This is a genomic window from Clostridium sp. M62/1 (genome assembly GCF_020736365.1).
GTDB lineage: Bacteria > Bacillota > Clostridia > Lachnospirales > Lachnospiraceae > Otoolea > Otoolea saccharolyticum_A.
The window spans coordinates 368,366-387,918 of the sequence record NZ_CP085988.1; the positions used below are offsets into that span (position 1 = coordinate 368,366).

Here is a 19,553-nt window from a genome sequence, read left to right on the forward strand (position 1 = left end):
CGGTGTCAGTTCGCCAGTTCTCCCCGGTGTCGTTCCTCCCCTGAATCTCACAGCGGCGTATCGCTCCCTTTGGTACGCTCGTTTCGGTCAGGGTTCCTCCATATCCCTGCCAAAATTCATGGCGCTACATCGCCGGGGAAGCATATCCCACACAGGCTGGTCATTCGATTGGAATAATCCATCGATGAACTACCTGTATCATAGAACATTTTTGTGCCCTGTGCCGTATGTCCACAAAGTAGGAATTAAGGGTAAAAATCAGAAATTTCCACGATTACGGAAAGTGTGATATAATCCAGATAAGCGGCAGCAATGAAACCGTTGGAAAGGAGCGTGTGCCCATGAAAGGAGCAACAAGCATACAGGAACGCCTTTGGGAACTCCGCAAGGACAAAGGCTTAAATCTGGAAGAACTATCAAAACTAACGGGTATTTCTAAATCAGCCCTTGGCAGTTATGAAAAAGAAGATTTTAAGGAAATCAATCATGGCAACCTTATCACGCTGGCAGACTTCTATGGGGTTTCCGTCGATTATCTGCTGTGCCGGACAGAGAACAGGGAGCAGATCAACACGCCACTGACGGAGCTGCATTTGAACGATGAAATGGTTGCACTTCTGAAAAGCGGTCGGATCAACAACCGTCTGCTCTGCGAACTTGCCACCCATAAGGACTTTATCAAGTTTCTTGCGGACATTGAGATTTATGTGGATGGGATTGCCACCATGCAGATTCAAAACCTCAACACCCTTGTCGATACTGTCCGACATGAAATCATAGAACGGTATCGCCCTGGCGAAGATGACCCACATTTGAAAGTGCTGCAAGCCGCCCATATCAGTGATGATGAATATTTCAGCCACATGGTTCTGGATGACCTAAACCTGATTATCCGGGATATTCGGGAAACCCATAAAAAGGATAGTGAGAGTGCGCCCCAGACCACTGTTGCCAATGAACTGAAAGAAAATCTGGAAGCGGTCGAAAATTTCAAGGGCAGCCGTTTGGAAAAACTGGCAGTGCTTTACTGCAAGCAGCTCGGTATCAACTATAAAAATCTGTCAGATGAAGAATTTCGCTGGCTTATTCGGATTCTCCAAAAATCAAAGAAAACGGGAACGCCTATCAACCAGAGGAAAAAACGGTAAAGGAAAACCGCTGTTGCATGGTTTGTTGGATTCCATGTAGCAGCGGTTTGTGCTGTGGTTATTACTTCATTCGTTTTCTTAATATTCGGCGATAATTTGTTTCTCCCTTTGGTGCGTCCTGTATAATTTCCAACACACCATCTTCAAGCATTTTATCAATGCGATTGGAAATCCATACATCACTAATTCCAAGTTGATATTTTCCTAAAACATTACCTATGACAATAGCCATTTTGAATTGCTCTGGCTGTTCCGCAATTTCACGAAGAATGAAACTATCATATATATCTTCTGAAACGCTTTGCAATTTACCATTTAACATTGCACGCAAAGGTGCATTTTCATTTTGAAGTTGATTCCATTTCATAGCACAAGCTGAAAGAAATACAGGATTAGCTTTCTCTTGTAGAGTTATATAGTTTCCCCATTCGCCAGGAGAGACCTCGCCCCATGCTATTTTGGATGTCATAGTATTTTCTTTTCCATATTCCCATGTAGGTAACTTAACCAAATAAATTGTTGTCTGGCAGTTTAAGGGTTGAAGTTGTTTCATAAGCCAATACATACCACAAAGCTCATCTGGATTATAGCTATACCAAATGCGAATTTCTTCCCCAGCTACATATCGTTCAATCACTGAGGTCAATGTAGTTTTAATTTTCTGTATTTTTTCTTCAACCTGATAATCTAAATCCTCTACAAAGCAGACAGACAGCATTTTCTTGAAAACATTTTTCCGCTGTTCGCCAATTCCATTATCAGAAATATCTCCCACACTAAGAGCCATATCAAAACAATAAACATCACAGCTCTTGCCTCCCAATGGAATAGCATTCTCCCAAGCAATGCGTTCTTGTTCCTGTGCTTGAAGCTGTGCTTTTTTCATTTCATCTGAAGATGGAACACTCCCGTCTTCATGCCTCATAAATATTGAAACAGCACTTCCTCTATACTTTCCCTTGCCGTAAGTTTGGGCAATTTTCAAACTTCCACAGGCACTTTCACCAAATACAATTTCAATCATCTTATATACCTCCGATTTAATTGCTCCCGTTATGAATAAATCATCTCATGCAAAACAATTTCTTCTGCCCGGTTATGAATGTTATTGCAACGCTGCACCCATTCCATTTGGTGGGTACGCTTCAATTCCTCGGTTACGCCCTCGGCAGTTTTCATCTGCTCCATGATGGTGTCTAACCGTTCCTGTGCCTGTTCGTTCAGGTCTGCAAGATATGTCCACAATTCCCCGGTCAGTATCAATGTATTCAATCTGGCTGGGTGGACTTCCCTTAAATATTCCCGGTGCATCCGTCCGTACTTTCCGATAGGGCGGTGTTCCTCCGGCAGTTTCAAGTCCGGGATGTAATAATCTCCGACAAGGATATAATCAATTCCGTTTTCCGTTATTCTTGGTTTCAATTCGCTCATGTTCCTTACCTCCTGTGGAAGCAGGCTCGTCTGGTACTAACTCAATCACATCGGTAATCTCACAATTCAGCGTTTCGCAGATACGGGCTAATGTATCCATGCTGATGTGCTTTCCCTCTTTGCTCATGTTGGCAATCATATTTGTTGTCATACCAGCGGCAAGCCTTAAATCCTCTTTTCTCATATCACGCTCTAACAGTGTGTGCCAGAGTGGCTTATAGCTGATGTGCATATTGTTTTCCTGCCTTTCTATCTATACCACCGGGGCGGCTGCCCCGGCAGGAACTTTTCTCTTATTATAGCACCAATCTTGTGAAATCACAATTTATTCTTGTAGCCTGCCGCTGATACCGTCTGGATTGTGCTTTTCCTTTCGTTTTTTGTTCCAACTAATTAGCCATGAACTGTTTCATACCTTGTGATTTTGCTTATGTGTGATAAAGAAGTAATAGAAGTGTAAAAAATTTTGCCGTTCCTATCCGGCACATGAGGTATGTCGGATAGGTCGGGCGGTTAGGTGTCGGGCAGTTCTACCTTGCCGACAAAAGAATAATAGATTTCGATTTCCTGTCTGCGTAACTTGCCCCGGCGTTTCCCGTCAAGGGCAACGCTTTCATGGACAACGATTTTCTCCACAAACTCCCGCAGCAGAGTAGGGGTAAGTTCTTCAATGGTAGTGTGCCTGCGTACCACATTCATAAACTTTTCAGCGTTTGCGGTGGCTTCCTGCGCTTTGGAAAGTTCTTCCCGCAGTCTGGCGGCACGTTCTTTCAGTTCTTTCTGCTCGGCTTCATAGTCTGCCGACAGCTCTGTGAAACGCTCGTCCGATATGCGCCCGGTTACGCTGTCCTCATACAGCCGCTTGAAGATAGCAGATAACTCGGCTATGCGTTTCTCGGCGGCTTCCAGCTCCTTTTTCTTGGCGGCGTTCCTGCGTCTGTCCCCGTCCTCATTCTGCTCGATTAAAAGCTTCATAAACCGGGCTTCATGCTTTGCCGCATAGCTGGTAACTTTCCGCAGATTGGAGAGTACGCCAGCGGTCAAGAGGTCAGTGCGGATAAAGTGCGCTGTGCAGTCGGCGGTGCGTTTCTTGTAGCTTCCGCAGATATAACAGTCCTGCTTGCGCTTGTCCGTCTGGTATCGCTGCTGGTACATGACGCTGCCGCAGTCGGCACAAAAGAGTATGCCGGAGAACAAGCCCACTTCGTCATAACGGTTGGGGCGTTTGCGCTGCTTGCGTAACTCCTGCACCCGTTCCCACGTTTCCCGGTCAATGATAGGCTCATGGTGGTTCTCAAAAACCGCCTGCTTTTCCGGGGGATTTTCTATGCTGTGTTTCAGCTTGTAGGACGGCTTCTCGGTCTTAAAGTTTACCAGACAGCCCGTATATTCCCGGTTTTCCAGCAGATGAACCACGGTATTGGTCGCCCACTTGCACTCATAGCCGGGGTGGTAGCGGCGGGTGCTGCCCGTCCTGCGGTATTCCAGCGTCCCCGGCGTGGGGATTTGCTGCTCGGTCAGCATACGGGCTATCTTGGTCGGACCGTTCCCGGCAAGGCAAAGGCTGTAAATCTGCCGTACCACCGGGGCGGCTTCCTCGTCAATGATAAAGTTTTCGTCCTCGTCCATGAGGTAGCCATAGACGGGCTTGCTTGTGATGGGCTTTCCGCTCATGCCCTTAGAGCGTTTTACTGCCTTGATTTTCTTGCTCGTATCTCTCACCAGCCATTCGTTAAAAATGTTCCGCAGCGGGGCAAAATCATTTTCCCCCTGTGCGCTGTCCACTCCGTCATTGATAGCGATGAAGCGGACACCTTTCTGTGGGAAAATCATTTCTGTGTACATTCCCACCTGTAAGTAGTTTCGCCCTAACCTCGACATATCCTTGACGATAACTGTCCCGACTTTCCCTGCTTCAATGTCTGCAAGCATGGCTTGAAATCCGGGTCTTTGAAAGTTCGCACCGGAATAACCGTCGTCGGTGTACCAGCGCAGATTAGAAAATCCATTCTGTTTGGCATAGGTTTCCAAAATCCTCTTTTGGTTGGAAATGGAATTGCTCTCGCCTTGCAGCTCGTCCTCATGGGACAGTCTTGGGTAAAGGGCGGTAATGAGTTGCTGGGTGGTCTGTCTTAACATAAATTCCTCCGTTTCCGACAGCCAGCCCCACTATTCCGTACCTTGATTGTACCACATGGGGCGGCTGTCTGTATAGCGGCAAAAGCGTCAAATCTGCTTCTTTACGGTCGGTAAAAATGACGGTTTTTCAATCAGGCTTATCACAGGTCAAATATCCGGCGGCGGCTTCTGCTTCCAGCACTTTCATCATCTTGTCAGCGGCGGTGTCGGTCGCCCCCTCCTTGAAAAAGCCAGACACCACAAGGATTGTGTTGCCTATCCTCGTTTCGGTCACGCAGTCCGGGCGGCGGGCAGGGCGTTTGTTTCTCTGGGTGTCGGTCATAGGCAAATCTCCTTTCCGGCAAGCAGCCGTTTCAGCTGTTCCATTTTTCCCTGTGCGGCGGCTTTCCTCAAATTCTCCCCGGTAAAGCAGAGAGGGGAACACATTTCAAGCAGGCGGTCATAAATCCGGGCGTGGGCGGTGTCCTCCGGGTGCTGCAATTCCTCCAGCGTGAGGTTGGTCGTCACAATCAGCGGCTTCCTGCTCCGGTAGCGGCTGTCAATCACATTGTAGACCTGTTCCAGACCGTATTCTGTGCCACGCTCCATTCCAAAATCGTCAATGATGAGCAGGGGGAAGCTGCAAAGGCGGGAAATATATTCGTTCCTGCCCGCAAAGCTGGCGGCAAGGTCGTTTAATATTGCTGCAAAGTTTGTCATGCACACCGGGACTTCCTGCTCCATGAGGGCGTTTGCAATACACCCGGCAAAATAGCTTTTCCCAGTGCCTACCCTGCCCCACAAGAGCAGCCCGTAGTTCCCGTCCTTTATCTGTTCCCAGCGTGCCACATATCCGGCGGCGTTCTTCATCTGCGGGCAGCTGCCGTTATCGTTGGCAAATGTCCAGTCCTGCATGGTCTTGTCTGTAAAGCCCTGCCGTTTCAGCCGTTCCACCGTTTCAAGGTGGCTGCGCCGCTTCTCGGCGGCTTCCCGTTCCTTACGGGCTGCCCGCTGGCAGTCGCACTCTGACGGGTGGCGGTCACGCCCGAAAAAGGTCTTGCCCTCCGGGAAATAGGCTTCTTTGGGTTTCCGGCATTTGCCGCAGTATAAAAGCCCGTCCTCCCCGGTGTAATCCTCCGGCTCGGCTGTGGTGTCGGTCATAGGCAGTATGGTGTTGTGGATTGTATCGGTCATAGGCTTTCTCCCTCCTTGAATGAATAGTCCGGTATGCCTTTCTTTGGCTTCTCTTTGGCAGCGTCCTCCTGCGCCCACTTGTAAATGGTGGCTGCATGGCTCTGGTACTGCTTCCCGGTGGAAGCGATGTGGCAGGAAAGGCGGTCAAGGTAATACTCCCACTTGCCGGGGAAGTCCTGTTCCAGCTCCAAAAGTTCTGTGTCAGAAAGAAATACATTTTTATATCTGCCATAAGCGGCGGGGGGCTGCCCCTCACTCGCTCCTTTTGTTTGGCTCTCTATTAGGTTGTTTATATTAGTTTGGTTAGGGGACGGTTTTCCGACCGTCATAAGGTCAGTTTTCCGGCTGTCAGTTGGTCGGTTTCCCGCCCTTATGAGGGGCGGTTTTCCGTCCGTCAGTTGGTCGGAAAACTGTACCACTGGGATAGGCGGCACTTTCACATACAGACGGTTGGCGGCAGAAAAGCCCGTCCGTCTGCGTTCCAGCAGCCCGGCAGCGTCCAGTTCGTTCAGTGCGCCCTTTATGGTGGTGCAGCCTTTATCCAGCATTTCCGCTATCTCTGCTATGGGGTAGACAATGTATGTCCGTCCCTCGCTGTCCTGCCAGCCGTTCTTCTGCGAAAGGGTGGAACGGTCTAACAGCAGCGCATATAACTCTCTTGCGGTGTGGGATAGGTCTGTTTCCAGCAGGAAACGGGGGTAAGGCAGGTAAGCGGGCAGCTCCGTTCCTGCGGTCATATAATCAGCGATAGGGTTCACCTCCTTGTGGTGTCTGTCTGTGGGTTCTGTTACGCTTTTAGGGGGCGTTTTTAAGGGAAAAGGATAAATGTATCACGCACCCTTTGACACCCTCCAAAAAAGCCTTGATTTATGCGGGTTTGAAATGCCCTAAAGCGTGACATTTCTCCCTTTGTTTCCGCTTCCGTTTGGCGGCGTTTATCCGCTTCATGCGTCCGGCGCAGTCCGGGCAGTATTTCCCCCGGTTGGATTTTGGGAAGAAGAACGCCCCGCAGACAGCGCAGCGTTTCCGGCTTCCCCGGCGCAAGAGGGCGGCTTCCAGTGCTTCATCAAGGGGCAGGACAGCGGCGGTAAACCAGCGGCAGAGCAGCGAATAGCTGATACTCTGTACACACACGCAAGGCTCGCCGTCCTCCAACAGCAGGCAGTTCCCGCTGTCATAGTTGCAGCACTCATGCACAAGGCGGCGGGCTGCCCGGTACTGGCGGTAGTCCATGCGGGGGATATTACCGTTCATGGCTCTGCTCCTTTCTGCGCTGCGGCTCGCTCCGGCGTAAAATCTGGTCGATATTGCCCTTGACAGTCTGCAAGCGGCGGTACTCCTCCCGTTTTGCCCGGTAATCGTTGTAGCCGCTGTTTTTCTCTTTGATAAGGCTTTCAATCTCTGCTTGCAGGGATTTATAGCTCGGCAGCTTGGAAATGCCGTTCTCCCTGAAATAGCGGGCGGCTGCGTCTGCTATGATAAAGTCACTTTCATGCTTCTGACGGTAGGCTGCTTTTGCTTTGGCGTTTTTCTGCTGTTTCAGCCCGTCCCGGACAGGGCGGGTCTTGGAATAGGCAAGCACCTGCCGTTGCAGCTCCTTTTTCCCGTTCAGCGTCTTTTCCACCTGCTTCAACCACGCAAGGCTTTCCTGCATGGCGGCATAGGCGGCAGAACAGGCTTCGTCCAGTTCCTCCGGGGAGGAAAAGCCGTACTGCTGATAGGCGGTAACGGTAGCTGCCATTTGCTTTAGGTTGTGCTTTGCCGCCCAGCGGTCATAGCCCACGCCCTTGCCCTCGGCTCGCTTGGCTTCCCGGTCAACCATGCGCTGCAAGGTGTTGTCTGCCGGGGTGGTTTTTGCAGCTTTTTCCCCTTGTAACGGCTTTTTAACTGCGGCAGGGTATTCGGGTATGGCTTTGGTCTGTTCGGCAGCTCTGTGGGCGTTCTGCGTGAGCAGGGCAAGGACAGCAGCCTTGTCAAAATCGTCCCCCAGCTTTCGGGCTGTGATAGGCTTTGTCCTGTCCGGCGTGAGGTAGGAAAGCCGCCCCCGGCTCTCCTTGACGGTCACACCCTCCCGCAGCAAAAGGGAAGAAAACTCGTCAAAGCTGCCAGCTTGGGAAAGTGCCTGCCGTATCGTCCGGCGCAGCTTCGCCTTGTCCGTTTCAAACTTGGTGGGCTTGGTCGGCTGTCCGGCGGCTTCTCTGGCGGCGTTCTCTTTGTCAAGGGCAAGCTGCCCTTTCTTTGCCGCCCAGTATTCCCGTTCGGTTATCCGTTCCTTGCTGCCGTTCAAGAGGTCGATTTGGTAAAGCCCCTCCCGGTGGCACATTTCCATGACTTCGCTCTTGAAATATTCCATAGCGGCGTTGGTGCAGCGGTGCTTGCAGCCCTCCAGCGTGTCGGCTGGTCTGTCCATGTAGGGCAGAAGCGGGACTTCGTAAATCCGCAGGGAGTTGATGACGATATGCACATGGATATTCCCGCTGTGGTTATGCCCGTCCGGGTGGGTGCAGATTAGGGCTTGGTGTCCGGGGAAATGCTCCTTGCAGAACTGCTCGCCCAGCTCCTGCGCCCGGTCTACGGTCAAGCCGTTGTCTGTCCCGTCCCGTGGGTCAAAGCTGATGATATAGTGGTGGCTTTTCACATCTTCCCGTTTTTGGTTTTTCTCATAGCGGAGATTGGCTCGCATACAGGCAACAGCGAAATCCTCGCCCCCGCAGTTGAGGGAAGAAATGCGGTAATCCTCCCTCGGTATCAGCCGCCCGTTTTCATCAAGGGTGGCTTTCATGGTAAACTCGTCATGCTCAAATGTGAGATAGGCTTCCGCTGCGCCATAGTCGGCGTTTTTAGAGCTGATATGTTTGAATGTTGCAAACAGCGTCACCCACTTTCTGCAAGACTTCAAACTTTAGGGCAGCAAGGTCGGAAACCGCCGCCCGTACCTCCCCGGCAAGCTGCGGATAGGGACTGTGCCACTCGTTCAGCGTCCGGGCTATCTGGTTTAAGTTGCCGCCGATCCTCCCGTATTCGGCGGTCAGCTTCCCGACAGCGGCAAGCAGCTCGTCATTGATGGGGGAAACGGTTATGATGGGGCGTATGGCTGCCCCGGTTATGGCTTGCCGGATAAACTCGGCTTGGCTCATGTGGTAAGCAGAAAGCCGCTGGGCAAACTCGGCGTATTCTTCCTCGGTCATGCGTGTTTTGACTACCCGGCTGCGGTGCGGCGTGTTGTATCGTTTCATAGGTGGTTGACCTCCTTTCTGTGCGTGGTGTCCTCTCACTAATAGGAGAAAAACAGGGTGTGAAGCGGAACTGTTTTTGAAAAATCCGAAAAATATTTTGAGGGGTTTTTCAGCGGCGCAAGCCGCATAAGCAGGGTTTGGGGAAGGCACTCCCCAACAAGATTCCCGCAGGGGCAAAATGAGCGATAAGCGAATTTTGGCACCTCGGTAGAATCTTGCTCTAAGAAACTGCCGGCCTGCCGTTCACTTGCTACTGCCACTTTTTCAGAAAATCTATAACCAGCTTTTTTTATAAAAGGCTGCGGGCTGGCGTTTTTCCCTTACTCCCTACAAACCACAAAAGAGCAGAATGGACGGACTTTCCGGCAAGAACTTTTCCGGCGGCTCGGTCTTTCCCGACAATAAGGCGTTTCGGAAGCTGCGTTTTGCCCGCTGTCTGAAAAAAATGGCAGCCTTTTTTGGTTTCACTGTCTAATACGGAACTTTTGGAAATTTGCCAAAAATGGACGCAAAAAAAGCAGCAAATCTTTTTCGGATTTACTGCTTCATGTGCCGCTGCGGTGCGGCGGGATGGATATTCAGTTGAAATAAAAGAGGATGGTGGTACTTTAGTCTATCGACTCTTTACTAACTATTAGGTAATCTTGAAAGATTTTCCTTGAATTTATCTAAAGAATGTTCATTGTTTCCCGCAAAAATAAGTGGAATTGTATATTCATATGATATGCCATTTTCATAGTCCGATAATTGTATTTTTATAGTATCATCCCTCTCATCTTTAGGTGCTATATATATGAATGAATTTTTATTTATATCAGATATTTTCCCTTTTTCAGAAGAAACAGTATAACCCCAGTCTGTTAAATTTGTCTTTATTGTAACTTCTGTTTCTGTTTCTTTTCTAGTCTGCAATGCTGTTTTATCGATTTGGATATCAAAAGGAGTCGAACCTAACAATTCACTGTTTATATTTACAAGTTCTTCTCCATTTGTTTTAGAAATATTAGATTCATCTTCATAATTTTGTTGAGATTCATCTTTTGGTGTTTCTCTGTTACATCCTAATAAAAAGCATAAAATAATTAGTACTAATACAGAAAGTTGTTTTTTTTGCATTTATTTCTCCTTTCATATTATCAAAGAAAGCACTGAGAGTACTTTCAAGAAATTTTGAAATATTCTCAATGCTTTCTATTTTTTGATTATAAACTTGCCGGTAATGATACTATGTTAATTTATCTCTTTCGCGTAACCTTTGTTGCAATATACACATGCACCATTCACCCATTTGTGAGACATTTCAATCGTCTCAACTTCATAAATGCTTACTTCTCCACAAATTAAACATTGTTTGTAATTATATACATGACGTGTCGCACATTTATCCCAGTCATCATAATATACCAGGCATTTCATCTTCATATCCATAGTACTGGGGAGAACCCCAACTATGAGTATGAGCGGCAAATACAGTCATTGGAGCAGCTACAATTCCAGCTACTACTGAAAGTGCTAAAATAGATTTTCTTAAATTCATAAGTTCCTCCCTTTCCTTAAAAATACATAGCTCTTTGTTACATTGTCATTTTAACATAATAATTGGTAAAATGCAATAATTTATTTTCTATTTACGAGAAAATACTGTGCATATTATCTTATTTAGGAATAGTTAAGGCGGCTACCTAAATCTTTTTATTACTTTACCGCACATGAGCATTTGCACCAGGGTTATCATTTCCGTAACCTTCCAGCAGGTTAATAACTCCCCACACGCCGAGACCGGCACCCAGGGCAATAACGAGGGTCTGCAAAACGGTGATTGCCTGATTGAAAAATTCCATAAATAATTGTTAGCCGGAATCGTTTTGATAAAGTTTCAGTCATTCATAGGCATACAAAAGCCGGACAATCCGCCGCCCGGTTTCCGGGGGCTGATTCCGGCTGTCCTCCTTTTTTCATTATTTTTTGGTGACTGTCCGCCTTGTACGCCAATGGCCCCAAAAGGGCAGTTGCGGCGAATAGATAAAATCACTCCCTTCTCAGCGGAACAGATTTAAGCGCCCTGAGTATCTACTTCGTACACGTCGCAGACCTCATTGGGCTTGAGTTTCAGCCGGGTGGACAGGAACGCTTCAATGTCAAAAGCGTTCTTGTCGCTTGCGTCGGCTGTGTATTTGAAATTGGGGTGCTTGGTGATGTCGTACTTATCCGAAAGGAAAGGCCGCACACCGCGCAGCTGGAGGATGCACTTGCCGCCGTCCATAACGGCAAGCTCGTCCTGGCTCATCAGACTTTTCCCCAATTTTTGATAGTTGAGCGAGTGGGAGGTCTCCCGCCCACGGCTCTCGCCGGTGTTGTAGGTGTCGATGGTCTCTTTCCCAAGTACGGCTTCCAGCTCCTTGAGCGTAGTCGGCTCCTTGCCGCCCAGGAAAATGGAGCAGTCCATGTTGCCGATGATGGTATCGGCGTTGTCCTTGTAAATGGCTTTGAGCTGAGATTGTGCCTGCAAGACCAGACAGGCGGAGATCTCTCTGGAACGGATGGTGGCAACCAGCTTTTCCAGCCGGGGGATCTGGCCGATATTGGCCGCCTCGTCAATGAGACAGCGCACATGAACCGGCAGACGTCCGCCGTACACATCGTCCGCCTTTTCGCACAAAAGGTTGAACAGCTGGGTATAGCACATGGAGATGAGGAAGTTAAAGGAATCGTCCGTGTCGCTCATAATGAGGAACAGGGCGGTTTTCCGGTCTCCCAGGGTGTCCAGTTCCAGCTCATCGTAGGAAGTGACCTCCCGCAGCTCGGCAATATCGAACACAGCAAGGCGCGCGCCGCAGGAAATCAGGATGGACTTGGCTGTTTTGCCAGCCGCCAGCTTGTATTTTTTATACTGGCGGACTGCGAAATGGTTTGGCTTTTCCGCTTCCAGTGCGTCAAACATCAGGTCCACCGGGTTCTTAAATTCTTCATCGTCCTCCCGAATCTCCATGGCGTTAATGAACTCAATGAGAGTGGCAAAGTTCTGTTCCTCCACCGGGGCTTCATAGTGGATATACCCGATGAGGGCGCAGTACAAAAGCGTTTCGGCCTTGACCCAGAAATCGTCCCCGGCTTTGCCCTCGCCCTTGGTATTCGCTATTAAAGTTGTAACCAGCTTCAAAATGTCTTTTTCAGAGTGAATGTACGCAAAAGGGTTATAGTGCATGGACTTCTTGAAGTTGATGGTATTGAGAACCTTAATGCGATACGGCTCATAGACCACTTTGCCATTTTTGTCCTTTACGGTCTCATAGACCGGATTGCCGTGTCGGTCCTTTATTGGCTGATGGTCCTTGCCCAGCTTGGGGCGCATTTTCGGTGTGCCGCGCTGGAGCATCTTGCCGCACTCCACCAGGATCGTGCCTTTCGGGTCCGTGACCACATAGGAGCTGTGCATCTGCATCAAATTCGGCTTCAACCAGAACCGGGTCTTACCGGAACCGGAGCCGCCCACGATCAGCACATTTTTATTGCGGGCGGTCTTGGGGTCCCCGGGGCGGCTGTTCATGGTGAGCCGTTCCGTTTGGGTCAGGATGATATTGTTCTGGAACACCGGGTCCATGTAGGGGGCGATGTCGTCATGGGTTCCCCAGCGGGCCGAACCGTACTCCACATTTTTGCGGTACTTCTTGGCGTTTTTGCCTTTTACATAGACCGCCAGCCGCAGGGCCGCGCCGCAGCAGATACCCACCAGCAGGTCCAACAGGTGCAGGCTGGGCCACCAGCTTGCCAGCGCCACCGGCAGCGTGGAGAAGAACGAGAGCATTTTTGCTGAAGCGTCCGCGCCCTGTGCCATGCGCCATGCCTCCCCGAAGTTGGTGGCAAACAAGCCCATCAGGATATAGGGCAGGTTCAAAATCAGGAGCTTTTTGATGTCCAATGGCTTTTTCATCGTTCCGGCCCCTCTTTCTGGCGGTGCTTTACAACGGTGTTCTTCACCAGTTCTTTGAACCGGCTGAGTTTCGCCAGCACAGACGGACGCTCTGTTTTCTCTGCTTTTTTCACCTTTTTTCCGGTGTACTCGGTGAACGCGGCAGTCAGCGCGTCCGCATCCCGGCCTTTGAAAAAGATCAGGTACTTGGGCGGAGAACTGCTGCGGTCCTTTTTCACCGCATAGTCCACGCCGTATTTCCGGGCGATCTTCTCAAACTCCCTGATGGAGGGGTCGGTGATCTCGATGTTGGATACGCCCTGGTTCTGGCCTACCAGCTGCTTCACGGTCTGCTTGCCCTGGGGCTTCACAGGCGCGTCCCGCCTCCGCTGTTTCTCCAGCTTCTTTGCTTTCCGATGGGCCATGTACTTGGTAATGGCGGCCTTAAACAGCCGCCCGGTGAACTTTGTGCCGCTGACAATCAGGGTCAAAGTCCTGTTTTCCACTTCCTCCTGCATGGGATAACGCCTCCTTTCTGCGAAAATTTGCAGGGGTGGTGCGTTTTGCTAAGGCGGGACCACCAGCCGCCGCAGAAGATACCGGGTCATCATATCATCAGCAGGATGCTGTCCCGCAGTCCTGCAAAGAACAGCTTGCCTTTGGGCGTCACCAGAGTATAGGACCCCAGATGCCCATGATTGCAGTAGTCCTTGACGCAGAACAGGCCGTCATTGGCGGGTTTCGCATAGGGCAGCACATTCCCGGACGGGGCGCGGTATACAAACCGCTGTTCCAGCAGGAAGCGGATGAACCGGCGCTCCGGTACAACCAGCTCCTTGGCGGTGGTGCGGAGGTTGGTGCTGTGCTTGAGGTCGATGAACAGGTCGTAAAAGGCGGCCTTGCCCTCCAGCATGGCGTTTTCCTCCCGCAGCGCCGCATTTTTCTCACGCTCGGCCAGCAGGTCAGAGCAGAGCTTTATCATGGCCTCCGGGGAAGTAGCAACCTCCCACAGCTTTTCCCTGGTGATGTAGGCCCCGTGCTTGCGGATGGTGGGCAGCACCTCGTCAAACACCCAGCGTTCAAACCGTTCCGCAGAGGGCAGCTTGCTGTGTGTGATAAGGCGATACACATCACCTTCGGGGATAAAAGTCATATCTATGCTGCACTCAGGGTTCTGAGGATGAGGTACGCCCCGTTTTAGGGCGTACCGGCAATGGCTGTTGACGGCATTTCTGGGTTTTGCATATCCCAAAGCCGTTGCAATATCCAAACCACAGAACAGGTACTTGCCGTTTTCTTCGATGACACGGATGCTTCCAAACTCCGGGTTCTTGAAAATTTCCATCTGGTTCATGTTGTGCCTCCTTTGGCATAAGAAAAGGCGGCCTTACCAGCCGCCAGCGTTCATGTCGTGATTTACCTGTGCAGTATAGCTGTTGCTCATGGTCGATGGCGCGTTAAACAGCACCGTCAGCAGATATTGCTTGATATTCCGCACCTCGGTGGTGTTCTTGTGCAGGCAGTCCATGACAAACTCAATGTGCGAGCTGTCCAGCTTCAAAAATCGGGAACGCACCACCTCATGGGGGAAGTCGGCCCCGGCAATCCTTGTGGTTTTGCGCTTGGCGCAGACGGTCTCTACCATCAGCTCCACAATCTCGTCCAGCTCATCCTGATAAAGTCCGGCCCGCTGTTTGAGATAGTCGTACTCAATGTTCTCCAGAATCAATTCCCGATAACTCTCTATCTCGGAGACAGACATCGCATCTCTTCCTTTCCGTTCCGGCGGTGCTGCCGCCGTTTTCTCCCGGAAGGGAATGGAATCGGTACTTGATACGTCTGTAATTGATTGGTCTGTAATTACTTGATCTATATTTATTTGCATTGGATTTTCCGGCGACGGTTTTTCCGCTGACGGATGATCCGTCGTCGGACTTCCCGACAACGGTTTTTCCAACAACGGTTTTGAGGGAGAAGGCCCTTCCTTTTCCTCCGCAGTAACCGGACGCTCATGGATCACATATTCATTGGCTCCAAATTTACCGCCTGCATCGGTGGTCTGGTGGCGGTTGATGTATCCGGCCTTCTCTAACTCATTGACTGCGGACCGGATTGCGTCCTTGCTCTCCCGGTTGATGACAGCCAGACCGGTCAGAGTATAATCCCAATCCTCTGGCAGAGACAGCATCTGGGACAACAGGCCCTTAGCTTTCAGGCTCAGGGATTTATCCCGCAGGTGATAGTTGCTCATAATGGTATATCCCTGCGTCCGTTCTACGCGAAAAACAGCCATTGACTTCACTCCTTCCAAATTTCTCAGGGTATGAAAAAAGCCACAATCCTGTAAAAAGAATTGTGGCAGTTACTTTTTTTCGTGTTTTCTTGCGTGAAACCAAAACCCTGGTCTTTGCGGCCTCGGTTTGAAAAATGGTTCCGAATCCTGAGAAAATGGGAGGGTCTGCAACACGCGGTCAATCTCCGCGGATTCCATATCATGCTGGGAACTGTAATCCTCTCGGATGGCTTCCCGGATTTCCTTAACAGTACACATATTCATTCCTTTCCTTTCGTGGTAGTGGCAGGTTTACGGGTGGCGGCGGCGCTTGTCCGGCTTGAAGTCGAGGACATGGCCCTCGATCACACGGGCATACCGCTTGATTTTGATTTCCCGGCGCTGCTGGCTGAGAAGGGCGGCCTGATACCCGGCCTCCGTGAGAAACAGCCGCATTTCATCGCCGGGGCTGCCGCAGGCACAGGAACGCAGAACGGAAAACTCGATCATCCAGCGAGTGTTATCCTGAAAACGCTCCACGTCCAGAATGTTGTGTCCTTTCAGCTCACGGGCTGAAATATCCCTCATAGGCGGCTCCTTTCATCGTTCCTGGTCTTTCTGGCGCTTTTTCTGCCACCCCTCCAGCAGCTTGATGATGGTCTCCTGCATCCGCTGGGGCGTGTAGCTCTTGGGGAAATACTTCCGCAGGATGTCGGCAGAAAGGGTCACTTTGTCGAGATCGCTTTTCTTTTCCTCGCCCATGATGACACGCATCATATCGAGGGTCAGATGCCCCTCCTGGCTGTATTTCTTGAGCCGCTGGGCCTGGGAGAGAGAGGGAGTGGCCTGCTCACTGTCCATCGCGTCCAGGAGCTGCACCTGTTCCTCTTTTTTGAGGAAAGACAGCTCATAAGCCGGATTGAAGGCGATTTTCTTTTCATCCACCATATCCAGCAGTTTGGGAATAAGCTCCGTCAGACGGATATAGCGTTGAATTTGATTTCGGCTCTGACCAACTTGCTCGGCCAAAATATCCCGCGACTTCTTTCCATCTGACTTGTGCCCAACTTGGGCACAAGTTAAATCGGACCGTTCCCCCTGGTGCTTCATGGCTTCCAGCTTCATCTTGTAGGCAAAGGCCCTCTCGCTGGGGAGCAGGCTTTCCCGCTGGAGGTTACTGTCCACCATGATGATGGTGGCGGCATCATCGTCCAGGTCGCGGACAATAACCGGCATGGTTTCTTTTCCGGCCAGTTCACTGGCCCGGTGCCGCCGGTGTCCAGCGACCAGCTCATAACCTCCGTTGAGGTCCGGGCGGGCAATCGCAGGGACCAATACACCGTACTGCCGCACACTGTCAACGGTCTCCATCATGGCCTCGTCATCCTTGACTTTAAAGGGGTGGTCCTTAAACGGGTGCAGCTCAGACAGCGGAATTTCCAGCACCTTTTCCCGCTGGGCATCGGCGCGGCTTTCTTCGGTGGAGAACAGATCATCTACTGAGGCCAGCTCTACTTTTTTCGCGCTGCTTTTCAAGTTTCATCACCTCCTGGGTCAGATTTTTGTACCCCTCGGCCACCTTGCCTTTGGGATCATGGGCAAAAATGCTCTTGCCCTCGGCACTGGCTTCCTTTGCCTTGACAGACGGGGGAATCTCGGTGCCGAAAACTTTGATTTTACTGCCGTAGGTGTCCCGCAGCAGGGTAGCGATCTCCTTGGCAAAGTTGGTGCGGTTATCCACCATCGTCAGTAATATGCCGTCGATCTGGAGCTTGGGGTTGATCTGCCGCTTTACCTTATGGACCGTCTGGAGCAGCTGTTCCAGACCCTTGGCGGGCAGATACTCCGCCTGGACGGGGATTATGACCCTGTTGGCGGCGGCCAGGGCGTTGACCGTGAGCATACCCAGGGAGGGCTGACAGTCAATGAGGATATGGGAATACTGCCCCTTTACGGTGTCCAGATACTGCCGCAGGATGGTCTCTCGGCTCATGGCGTTCACCAGGGAGACCTCCATGCCGGAGAGCTGGATGTCAGCAGGCATCAGGTCAACGCCTTCCGGGTGGTGCAGGATACCCTCACCGGGGCGCATCGGCTCATCCATCAGGATACGGCCCATGGCGTCGGACAGGGTAAAGGGCAGCTTGTCCGGCTGGGGGTGGCCCAGGCTGATGGTCAGGCTGCCCTGCGGGTCCCCATCAATCAGCAGCACCTTTCGTCCGGCCCGCGCCAGCCCAATCCCCAGGTTGGCGCAGGTGGTTGTCTTGCCAACGCCGCCTTTCTGGTTGGCGATGGCGATGATTTCTGTTTTCAACTGGAATCCTCCTTCCATAAAAAATAGCTGCTCATCATGTAATGAACAGCTATGTACGGGCATGAAAAAAGCCGCTTAGAAAAATTCTAAACGGCTGAATATGTACTATATTTATTTTTCTTTAGAACGCTTGAACTGAGAACAGCCACCTTTTCAATTAGCAGGAAAACTAGCCCGATTTTGACCCCAATTAGCAAGATGCCCCATTTTCTTAGCAAAATCTCTCTTTTTTCTGCTAAGAATTAGCTGGCTAATTTGGGCAACTGGTTTGAGTTCAACTGCTCTATTTGCGCTGATTTGATTAGCAAGTTCACAATTTGCTAATCGGGTTTTGGCTCAAAGTTCAATTTCTTTTGGGTATAAGAAAAGCCCGAAAGCCTTGATTTACAAGGGTTTCGGGCGTTGTTAGCTGGCGTCCCTGGGCAGATTCGAACTGCCGGCCTTTCGCTTAGGAGGCGAACGCTCTATCCTGCTGAGCTACAGAGACATCTATATAGTATTTACTTTTTGACTAACACCTTTTGTATCGAGTTGATTGTTATAACGCCACCTTAGGAGGCGTGTGCTCTATCCTGCTGAGCTACTGAGACATTTGAATAAATATGAACTTGTATTCCTAATTTAGACTCGAACCATCTACCGCTTAGGAGGCGGTCGCTCTATCCTGCTGAGCTACGCAGACGTATATAAAATTTTTCGGATGGTGCCTGCCAAAAAGGGAACACTTTAGGTTCTCTTAGGAGGCGAACGCTCTATCCTGCTGAGCTACAGAAACTTATTATTTATGCTGATTAATTAAACCAGCTTACTTATTATAAATGATCCGTCCCATAAAAGTCAAGCACAATTTTGATTTTGCCTGTTTTTTCAAACATTTTCCGGCAAATATCCTATCAAAAATGGGATGTCTCCCACTTTTGTTCCACGTGAAACATCCCATCTCTGCTATGCTTACTAAAAGTCAGTATTTTTCTCTTCTCTGTACGGTCTCTGTCTGCTTTGGCCTGAATTTATCCCTTAAAATCGGCTATTCCCTGCATCCAGACTTTTCCCTTAAAGCGGCGTCCCACCTTCGGTTCTCCCAGAAGATCCTGTTTATTGATACATACTCTGAAGTGCAGATCATTGCATTCCAGCTTCATATCATAGATCTCTTCATCTGTGATCCTGTTTTTCTTCAGACAGATCTCTTCAATCTCTCCGATTACCGAGTATTGATCGCACTCAATCCCGCTGGGCATAAAACAGGTGTCAACGATGGTATACAGATCCTCCTTCATGGCCCGCCTGGAAGCCTGTGAGTACAGATCAATATCCTCAATAGTCAGCGACTCCATTGCCTCCGGATCGCCGTTTTTGGCTGCTTCCAGAAGATTATTTCTGTTTCTTGAAGCCACCTTGGCTTTCTCGATCTGCCTGGCAGTTTTTTTCACTGGAAGAAGAATTTTTCCGTGTACGGAAAGAGCTGACAGTCTGGCTGAAACCACCTCTGTGCTTTTCCTGCGCTTCTGGCTTCTCTCCCTGTATTCCAGGGCATTCGTCAGATAAAAAATCAGGGAAATTCCCACCTTGTACTCATCTAAGAGCCCTGCGTAGGTTTCCTTCTCCGTGTGCCGCTGAATCGAGCACTCTGCTGTAGATGTGACAGTGTCGCTGTCCAGATATGGATAGTAATACTCAATATCCAGCTCGTCATTTTCATCCATCTCTCCGAACATGGCAATTCCCATTCCCTCTGCTACCTCTGCCCTGACCTCGCAGAAATCTGTATCCCTGTCAATCTGAATACACCGGGATGCCCTGGCATCCTTGGACAGACATTTGAGCAGTGCCCGTATATCGCGGTTTTTCTGGTACATGCTGAACCCAACCGCGCGCAAATATTTATGCATCCTCTCTTTCTCCTCTTTATAAAAGCAAACGTCAAATC

At 50.1% G+C, this 19,553-nt stretch carries 22 protein-coding genes, 1 tRNA gene and 1 pseudogene; 1 reads left to right on the forward strand and 23 read right to left on the reverse strand.

The window, feature by feature from the left end:
• The first annotated feature begins 341 nt into the window (after positions 1 to 341).
• Positions 342 to 1,148: a helix-turn-helix domain-containing protein gene (locus tag LK436_RS02000; RefSeq protein WP_005924756.1), complete on the forward strand. Its 807-nt coding sequence runs from the start codon at positions 342 to 344 to the stop codon at positions 1,146 to 1,148.
• 61 nt (positions 1,149 to 1,209) lie between these two features.
• Here LK436_RS02000 and LK436_RS02005 read toward each other — a convergent pair whose 3' ends face one another.
• The 23 genes and pseudogenes from LK436_RS02005 to LK436_RS02115 all read right to left on the reverse strand — a co-directional run bounded on the left by LK436_RS02005 (position 1,210) and on the right by LK436_RS02115 (position 19,515).
• Positions 1,210 to 2,172, reverse strand: a complete 963-nt coding sequence (locus LK436_RS02005; RefSeq protein WP_005927687.1) for a DUF3658 domain-containing protein — start codon at positions 2,170 to 2,172, stop codon at positions 1,210 to 1,212.
• 29 nt (positions 2,173 to 2,201) lie between these two features.
• Positions 2,202 to 2,579, reverse strand: coding sequence for a TnpV protein (locus tag LK436_RS02010; RefSeq protein ID WP_005927690.1), 378 nt, complete (start codon positions 2,577 to 2,579; stop codon positions 2,202 to 2,204).
• Positions 2,539 to 2,811, reverse strand: a complete 273-nt coding sequence (locus tag LK436_RS02015) for a helix-turn-helix domain-containing protein (RefSeq protein WP_002593556.1) — start codon at positions 2,809 to 2,811, stop codon at positions 2,539 to 2,541. The genes LK436_RS02010 and LK436_RS02015 overlap by 41 nt, the downstream gene beginning before the upstream one ends.
• A 281-nt stretch (positions 2,812 to 3,092) precedes the next feature.
• Positions 3,093 to 4,718 carry a recombinase family protein gene (locus LK436_RS02020; RefSeq protein ID WP_002594230.1) on the reverse strand — a complete coding sequence of 542 codons (1,626 nt, stop codon included), beginning with the start codon at positions 4,716 to 4,718 and terminating at the stop codon, positions 3,093 to 3,095.
• 127 nt (positions 4,719 to 4,845) lie between these two features.
• Positions 4,846 to 5,040, reverse strand: coding sequence for a transposon-encoded TnpW family protein (locus LK436_RS02025; RefSeq protein ID WP_002594231.1), 195 nt, complete (start codon positions 5,038 to 5,040; stop codon positions 4,846 to 4,848).
• Positions 5,037 to 5,891 carry an ATP-binding protein gene (locus LK436_RS02030; RefSeq protein WP_002594232.1) on the reverse strand — a complete coding sequence of 285 codons (855 nt, stop codon included), beginning with the start codon at positions 5,889 to 5,891 and terminating at the stop codon, positions 5,037 to 5,039. Before LK436_RS02030 ends, LK436_RS02025 begins: the two co-directional genes overlap by 4 nt.
• Positions 5,888 to 6,628, reverse strand: coding sequence for a replication initiator protein A (locus LK436_RS02035; RefSeq protein ID WP_002594233.1), 741 nt, complete (start codon positions 6,626 to 6,628; stop codon positions 5,888 to 5,890). Before LK436_RS02035 ends, LK436_RS02030 begins: the two co-directional genes overlap by 4 nt.
• 130 nt (positions 6,629 to 6,758) lie before the next feature.
• A complete protein-coding gene (locus tag LK436_RS02040) occupies positions 6,759 to 7,145 on the reverse strand; it encodes a cysteine-rich VLP domain-containing protein (RefSeq protein ID WP_002594234.1) in 387 nt (128 codons plus the stop codon).
• Positions 7,135 to 8,769, reverse strand: a complete 1,635-nt coding sequence (locus LK436_RS02045) for a relaxase/mobilization nuclease domain-containing protein (RefSeq protein ID WP_227910155.1) — start codon at positions 8,767 to 8,769, stop codon at positions 7,135 to 7,137. Before LK436_RS02045 ends, LK436_RS02040 begins: the two co-directional genes overlap by 11 nt.
• Positions 8,732 to 9,127 carry a plasmid mobilization protein gene (locus LK436_RS02050; protein ID WP_044931062.1) on the reverse strand — a complete coding sequence of 132 codons (396 nt, stop codon included), beginning with the start codon at positions 9,125 to 9,127 and terminating at the stop codon, positions 8,732 to 8,734. Before LK436_RS02050 ends, LK436_RS02045 begins: the two co-directional genes overlap by 38 nt.
• A gap of 627 nt (positions 9,128 to 9,754) precedes the next feature.
• On the reverse strand, positions 9,755 to 10,243 hold the full coding sequence (locus tag LK436_RS02055) for a hypothetical protein (protein WP_002569239.1): 489 nt from the start codon (positions 10,241 to 10,243) through the stop codon (positions 9,755 to 9,757).
• A 277-nt stretch (positions 10,244 to 10,520) separates the two neighbouring features.
• On the reverse strand, positions 10,521 to 10,664 hold the full coding sequence (locus LK436_RS02060; RefSeq protein ID WP_008397202.1) for a hypothetical protein: 144 nt from the start codon (positions 10,662 to 10,664) through the stop codon (positions 10,521 to 10,523).
• A 175-nt stretch (positions 10,665 to 10,839) separates the two neighbouring features.
• Positions 10,840 to 10,968 (reverse strand): annotated as a pseudogene (locus LK436_RS02065) (Maff2 family mobile element protein); the annotation flags it as partial.
• A 212-nt stretch (positions 10,969 to 11,180) separates the two neighbouring features.
• On the reverse strand, positions 11,181 to 13,058 hold the full coding sequence (locus tag LK436_RS02070) for a VirD4-like conjugal transfer protein, CD1115 family (RefSeq protein ID WP_008397199.1): 1,878 nt from the start codon (positions 13,056 to 13,058) through the stop codon (positions 11,181 to 11,183).
• Complete coding sequence (locus tag LK436_RS02075) at positions 13,055 to 13,555, reverse strand: PcfB family protein (protein WP_008397198.1); 501 nt, start codon at positions 13,553 to 13,555, stop codon at positions 13,055 to 13,057. The genes LK436_RS02070 and LK436_RS02075 overlap by 4 nt, the downstream gene beginning before the upstream one ends.
• Before the next feature lie 89 nt (positions 13,556 to 13,644).
• The gene (locus LK436_RS02080) at positions 13,645 to 14,391 is read right to left on the reverse strand and encodes a BRO family protein (RefSeq protein ID WP_008397197.1); all 747 of its coding nucleotides are present in this window, start codon (positions 14,389 to 14,391) and stop codon (positions 13,645 to 13,647) included.
• A gap of 33 nt (positions 14,392 to 14,424) precedes the next feature.
• On the reverse strand, positions 14,425 to 15,330 hold the full coding sequence (locus tag LK436_RS02085) for a DUF6017 domain-containing protein (RefSeq protein ID WP_008397196.1): 906 nt from the start codon (positions 15,328 to 15,330) through the stop codon (positions 14,425 to 14,427).
• Positions 15,331 to 15,399: 69 nt separating this feature from the next.
• Positions 15,400 to 15,588 (reverse strand): hypothetical protein, encoded by a 189-nt coding sequence (locus LK436_RS02090; protein WP_044931059.1) that lies wholly within the window; start codon positions 15,586 to 15,588, stop codon positions 15,400 to 15,402.
• 33 nt (positions 15,589 to 15,621) lie between these two features.
• A complete protein-coding gene (locus LK436_RS02095; protein WP_044931056.1) occupies positions 15,622 to 15,897 on the reverse strand; it encodes a DUF5720 family protein in 276 nt (91 codons plus the stop codon).
• A gap of 12 nt (positions 15,898 to 15,909) precedes the next feature.
• On the reverse strand, positions 15,910 to 16,845 hold the full coding sequence (locus LK436_RS02100) for a ParB/RepB/Spo0J family partition protein (protein WP_008397194.1): 936 nt from the start codon (positions 16,843 to 16,845) through the stop codon (positions 15,910 to 15,912).
• Positions 16,802 to 17,623, reverse strand: a complete 822-nt coding sequence (locus tag LK436_RS02105; RefSeq protein WP_044931053.1) for a ParA family protein — start codon at positions 17,621 to 17,623, stop codon at positions 16,802 to 16,804. The genes LK436_RS02100 and LK436_RS02105 overlap by 44 nt, the downstream gene beginning before the upstream one ends.
• A 410-nt stretch (positions 17,624 to 18,033) precedes the next feature.
• Positions 18,034 to 18,110: transfer RNA gene (locus LK436_RS02110), tRNA-Arg, on the reverse strand.
• A 523-nt stretch (positions 18,111 to 18,633) separates the two neighbouring features.
• Positions 18,634 to 19,515 (reverse strand): DUF3881 family protein, encoded by an 882-nt coding sequence (locus tag LK436_RS02115; protein WP_008397191.1) that lies wholly within the window; start codon positions 19,513 to 19,515, stop codon positions 18,634 to 18,636.
• Between the last annotated feature and the right edge of the window lie 38 nt (positions 19,516 to 19,553).

Excerpts from the sequence above, each read along its gene's own strand:
- LK436_RS02040 (WP_002594234.1), bottom strand. The coding sequence starts at position 7,145 with ATGAACGGTAATATCCCCCGCATGGACTACCGCCAGTACCGGGCAGCC.
- LK436_RS02005 (WP_005927687.1), bottom strand. The coding sequence starts at position 2,172 with ATGATTGAAATTGTATTTGGTGAAAGTGCCTGTGGAAGTTTGAAAATT.
- LK436_RS02090 (WP_044931059.1), bottom strand. The coding sequence starts at position 15,588 with ATGTGTACTGTTAAGGAAATCCGGGAAGCCATCCGAGAGGATTACAGT.
- LK436_RS02085 (WP_008397196.1), bottom strand. The coding sequence starts at position 15,330 with ATGGCTGTTTTTCGCGTAGAACGGACGCAGGGATATACCATTATGAGC.
- LK436_RS02055 (WP_002569239.1), bottom strand. The coding sequence starts at position 10,243 with ATGCAAAAAAAACAACTTTCTGTATTAGTACTAATTATTTTATGCTTT.
- LK436_RS02070 (WP_008397199.1), bottom strand. The coding sequence starts at position 13,058 with ATGAAAAAGCCATTGGACATCAAAAAGCTCCTGATTTTGAACCTGCCC.
- LK436_RS02030 (WP_002594232.1), bottom strand. The coding sequence starts at position 5,891 with ATGACCGATACAATCCACAACACCATACTGCCTATGACCGACACCACA.
- LK436_RS02035 (WP_002594233.1), bottom strand. The coding sequence starts at position 6,628 with ATGACCGCAGGAACGGAGCTGCCCGCTTACCTGCCTTACCCCCGTTTC.
- LK436_RS02115 (WP_008397191.1), bottom strand. The coding sequence starts at position 19,515 with ATGCATAAATATTTGCGCGCGGTTGGGTTCAGCATGTACCAGAAAAAC.
- LK436_RS02095 (WP_044931056.1), bottom strand. The coding sequence starts at position 15,897 with ATGAGGGATATTTCAGCCCGTGAGCTGAAAGGACACAACATTCTGGAC.
- LK436_RS02015 (WP_002593556.1), bottom strand. The coding sequence starts at position 2,811 with ATGCACATCAGCTATAAGCCACTCTGGCACACACTGTTAGAGCGTGAT.
- LK436_RS02025 (WP_002594231.1), bottom strand. The coding sequence starts at position 5,040 with ATGACCGACACCCAGAGAAACAAACGCCCTGCCCGCCGCCCGGACTGC.
- LK436_RS02050 (WP_044931062.1), bottom strand. The coding sequence starts at position 9,127 with ATGAAACGATACAACACGCCGCACCGCAGCCGGGTAGTCAAAACACGC.
- LK436_RS02080 (WP_008397197.1), bottom strand. The coding sequence starts at position 14,391 with ATGAACCAGATGGAAATTTTCAAGAACCCGGAGTTTGGAAGCATCCGT.
- LK436_RS02075 (WP_008397198.1), bottom strand. The coding sequence starts at position 13,555 with ATGCAGGAGGAAGTGGAAAACAGGACTTTGACCCTGATTGTCAGCGGC.
- LK436_RS02020 (WP_002594230.1), bottom strand. The coding sequence starts at position 4,718 with ATGTTAAGACAGACCACCCAGCAACTCATTACCGCCCTTTACCCAAGA.
- LK436_RS02000 (WP_005924756.1), top strand. The coding sequence starts at position 342 with ATGAAAGGAGCAACAAGCATACAGGAACGCCTTTGGGAACTCCGCAAG.
- LK436_RS02010 (WP_005927690.1), bottom strand. The coding sequence starts at position 2,579 with ATGAGCGAATTGAAACCAAGAATAACGGAAAACGGAATTGATTATATC.
- LK436_RS02060 (WP_008397202.1), bottom strand. The coding sequence starts at position 10,664 with ATGAATTTAAGAAAATCTATTTTAGCACTTTCAGTAGTAGCTGGAATT.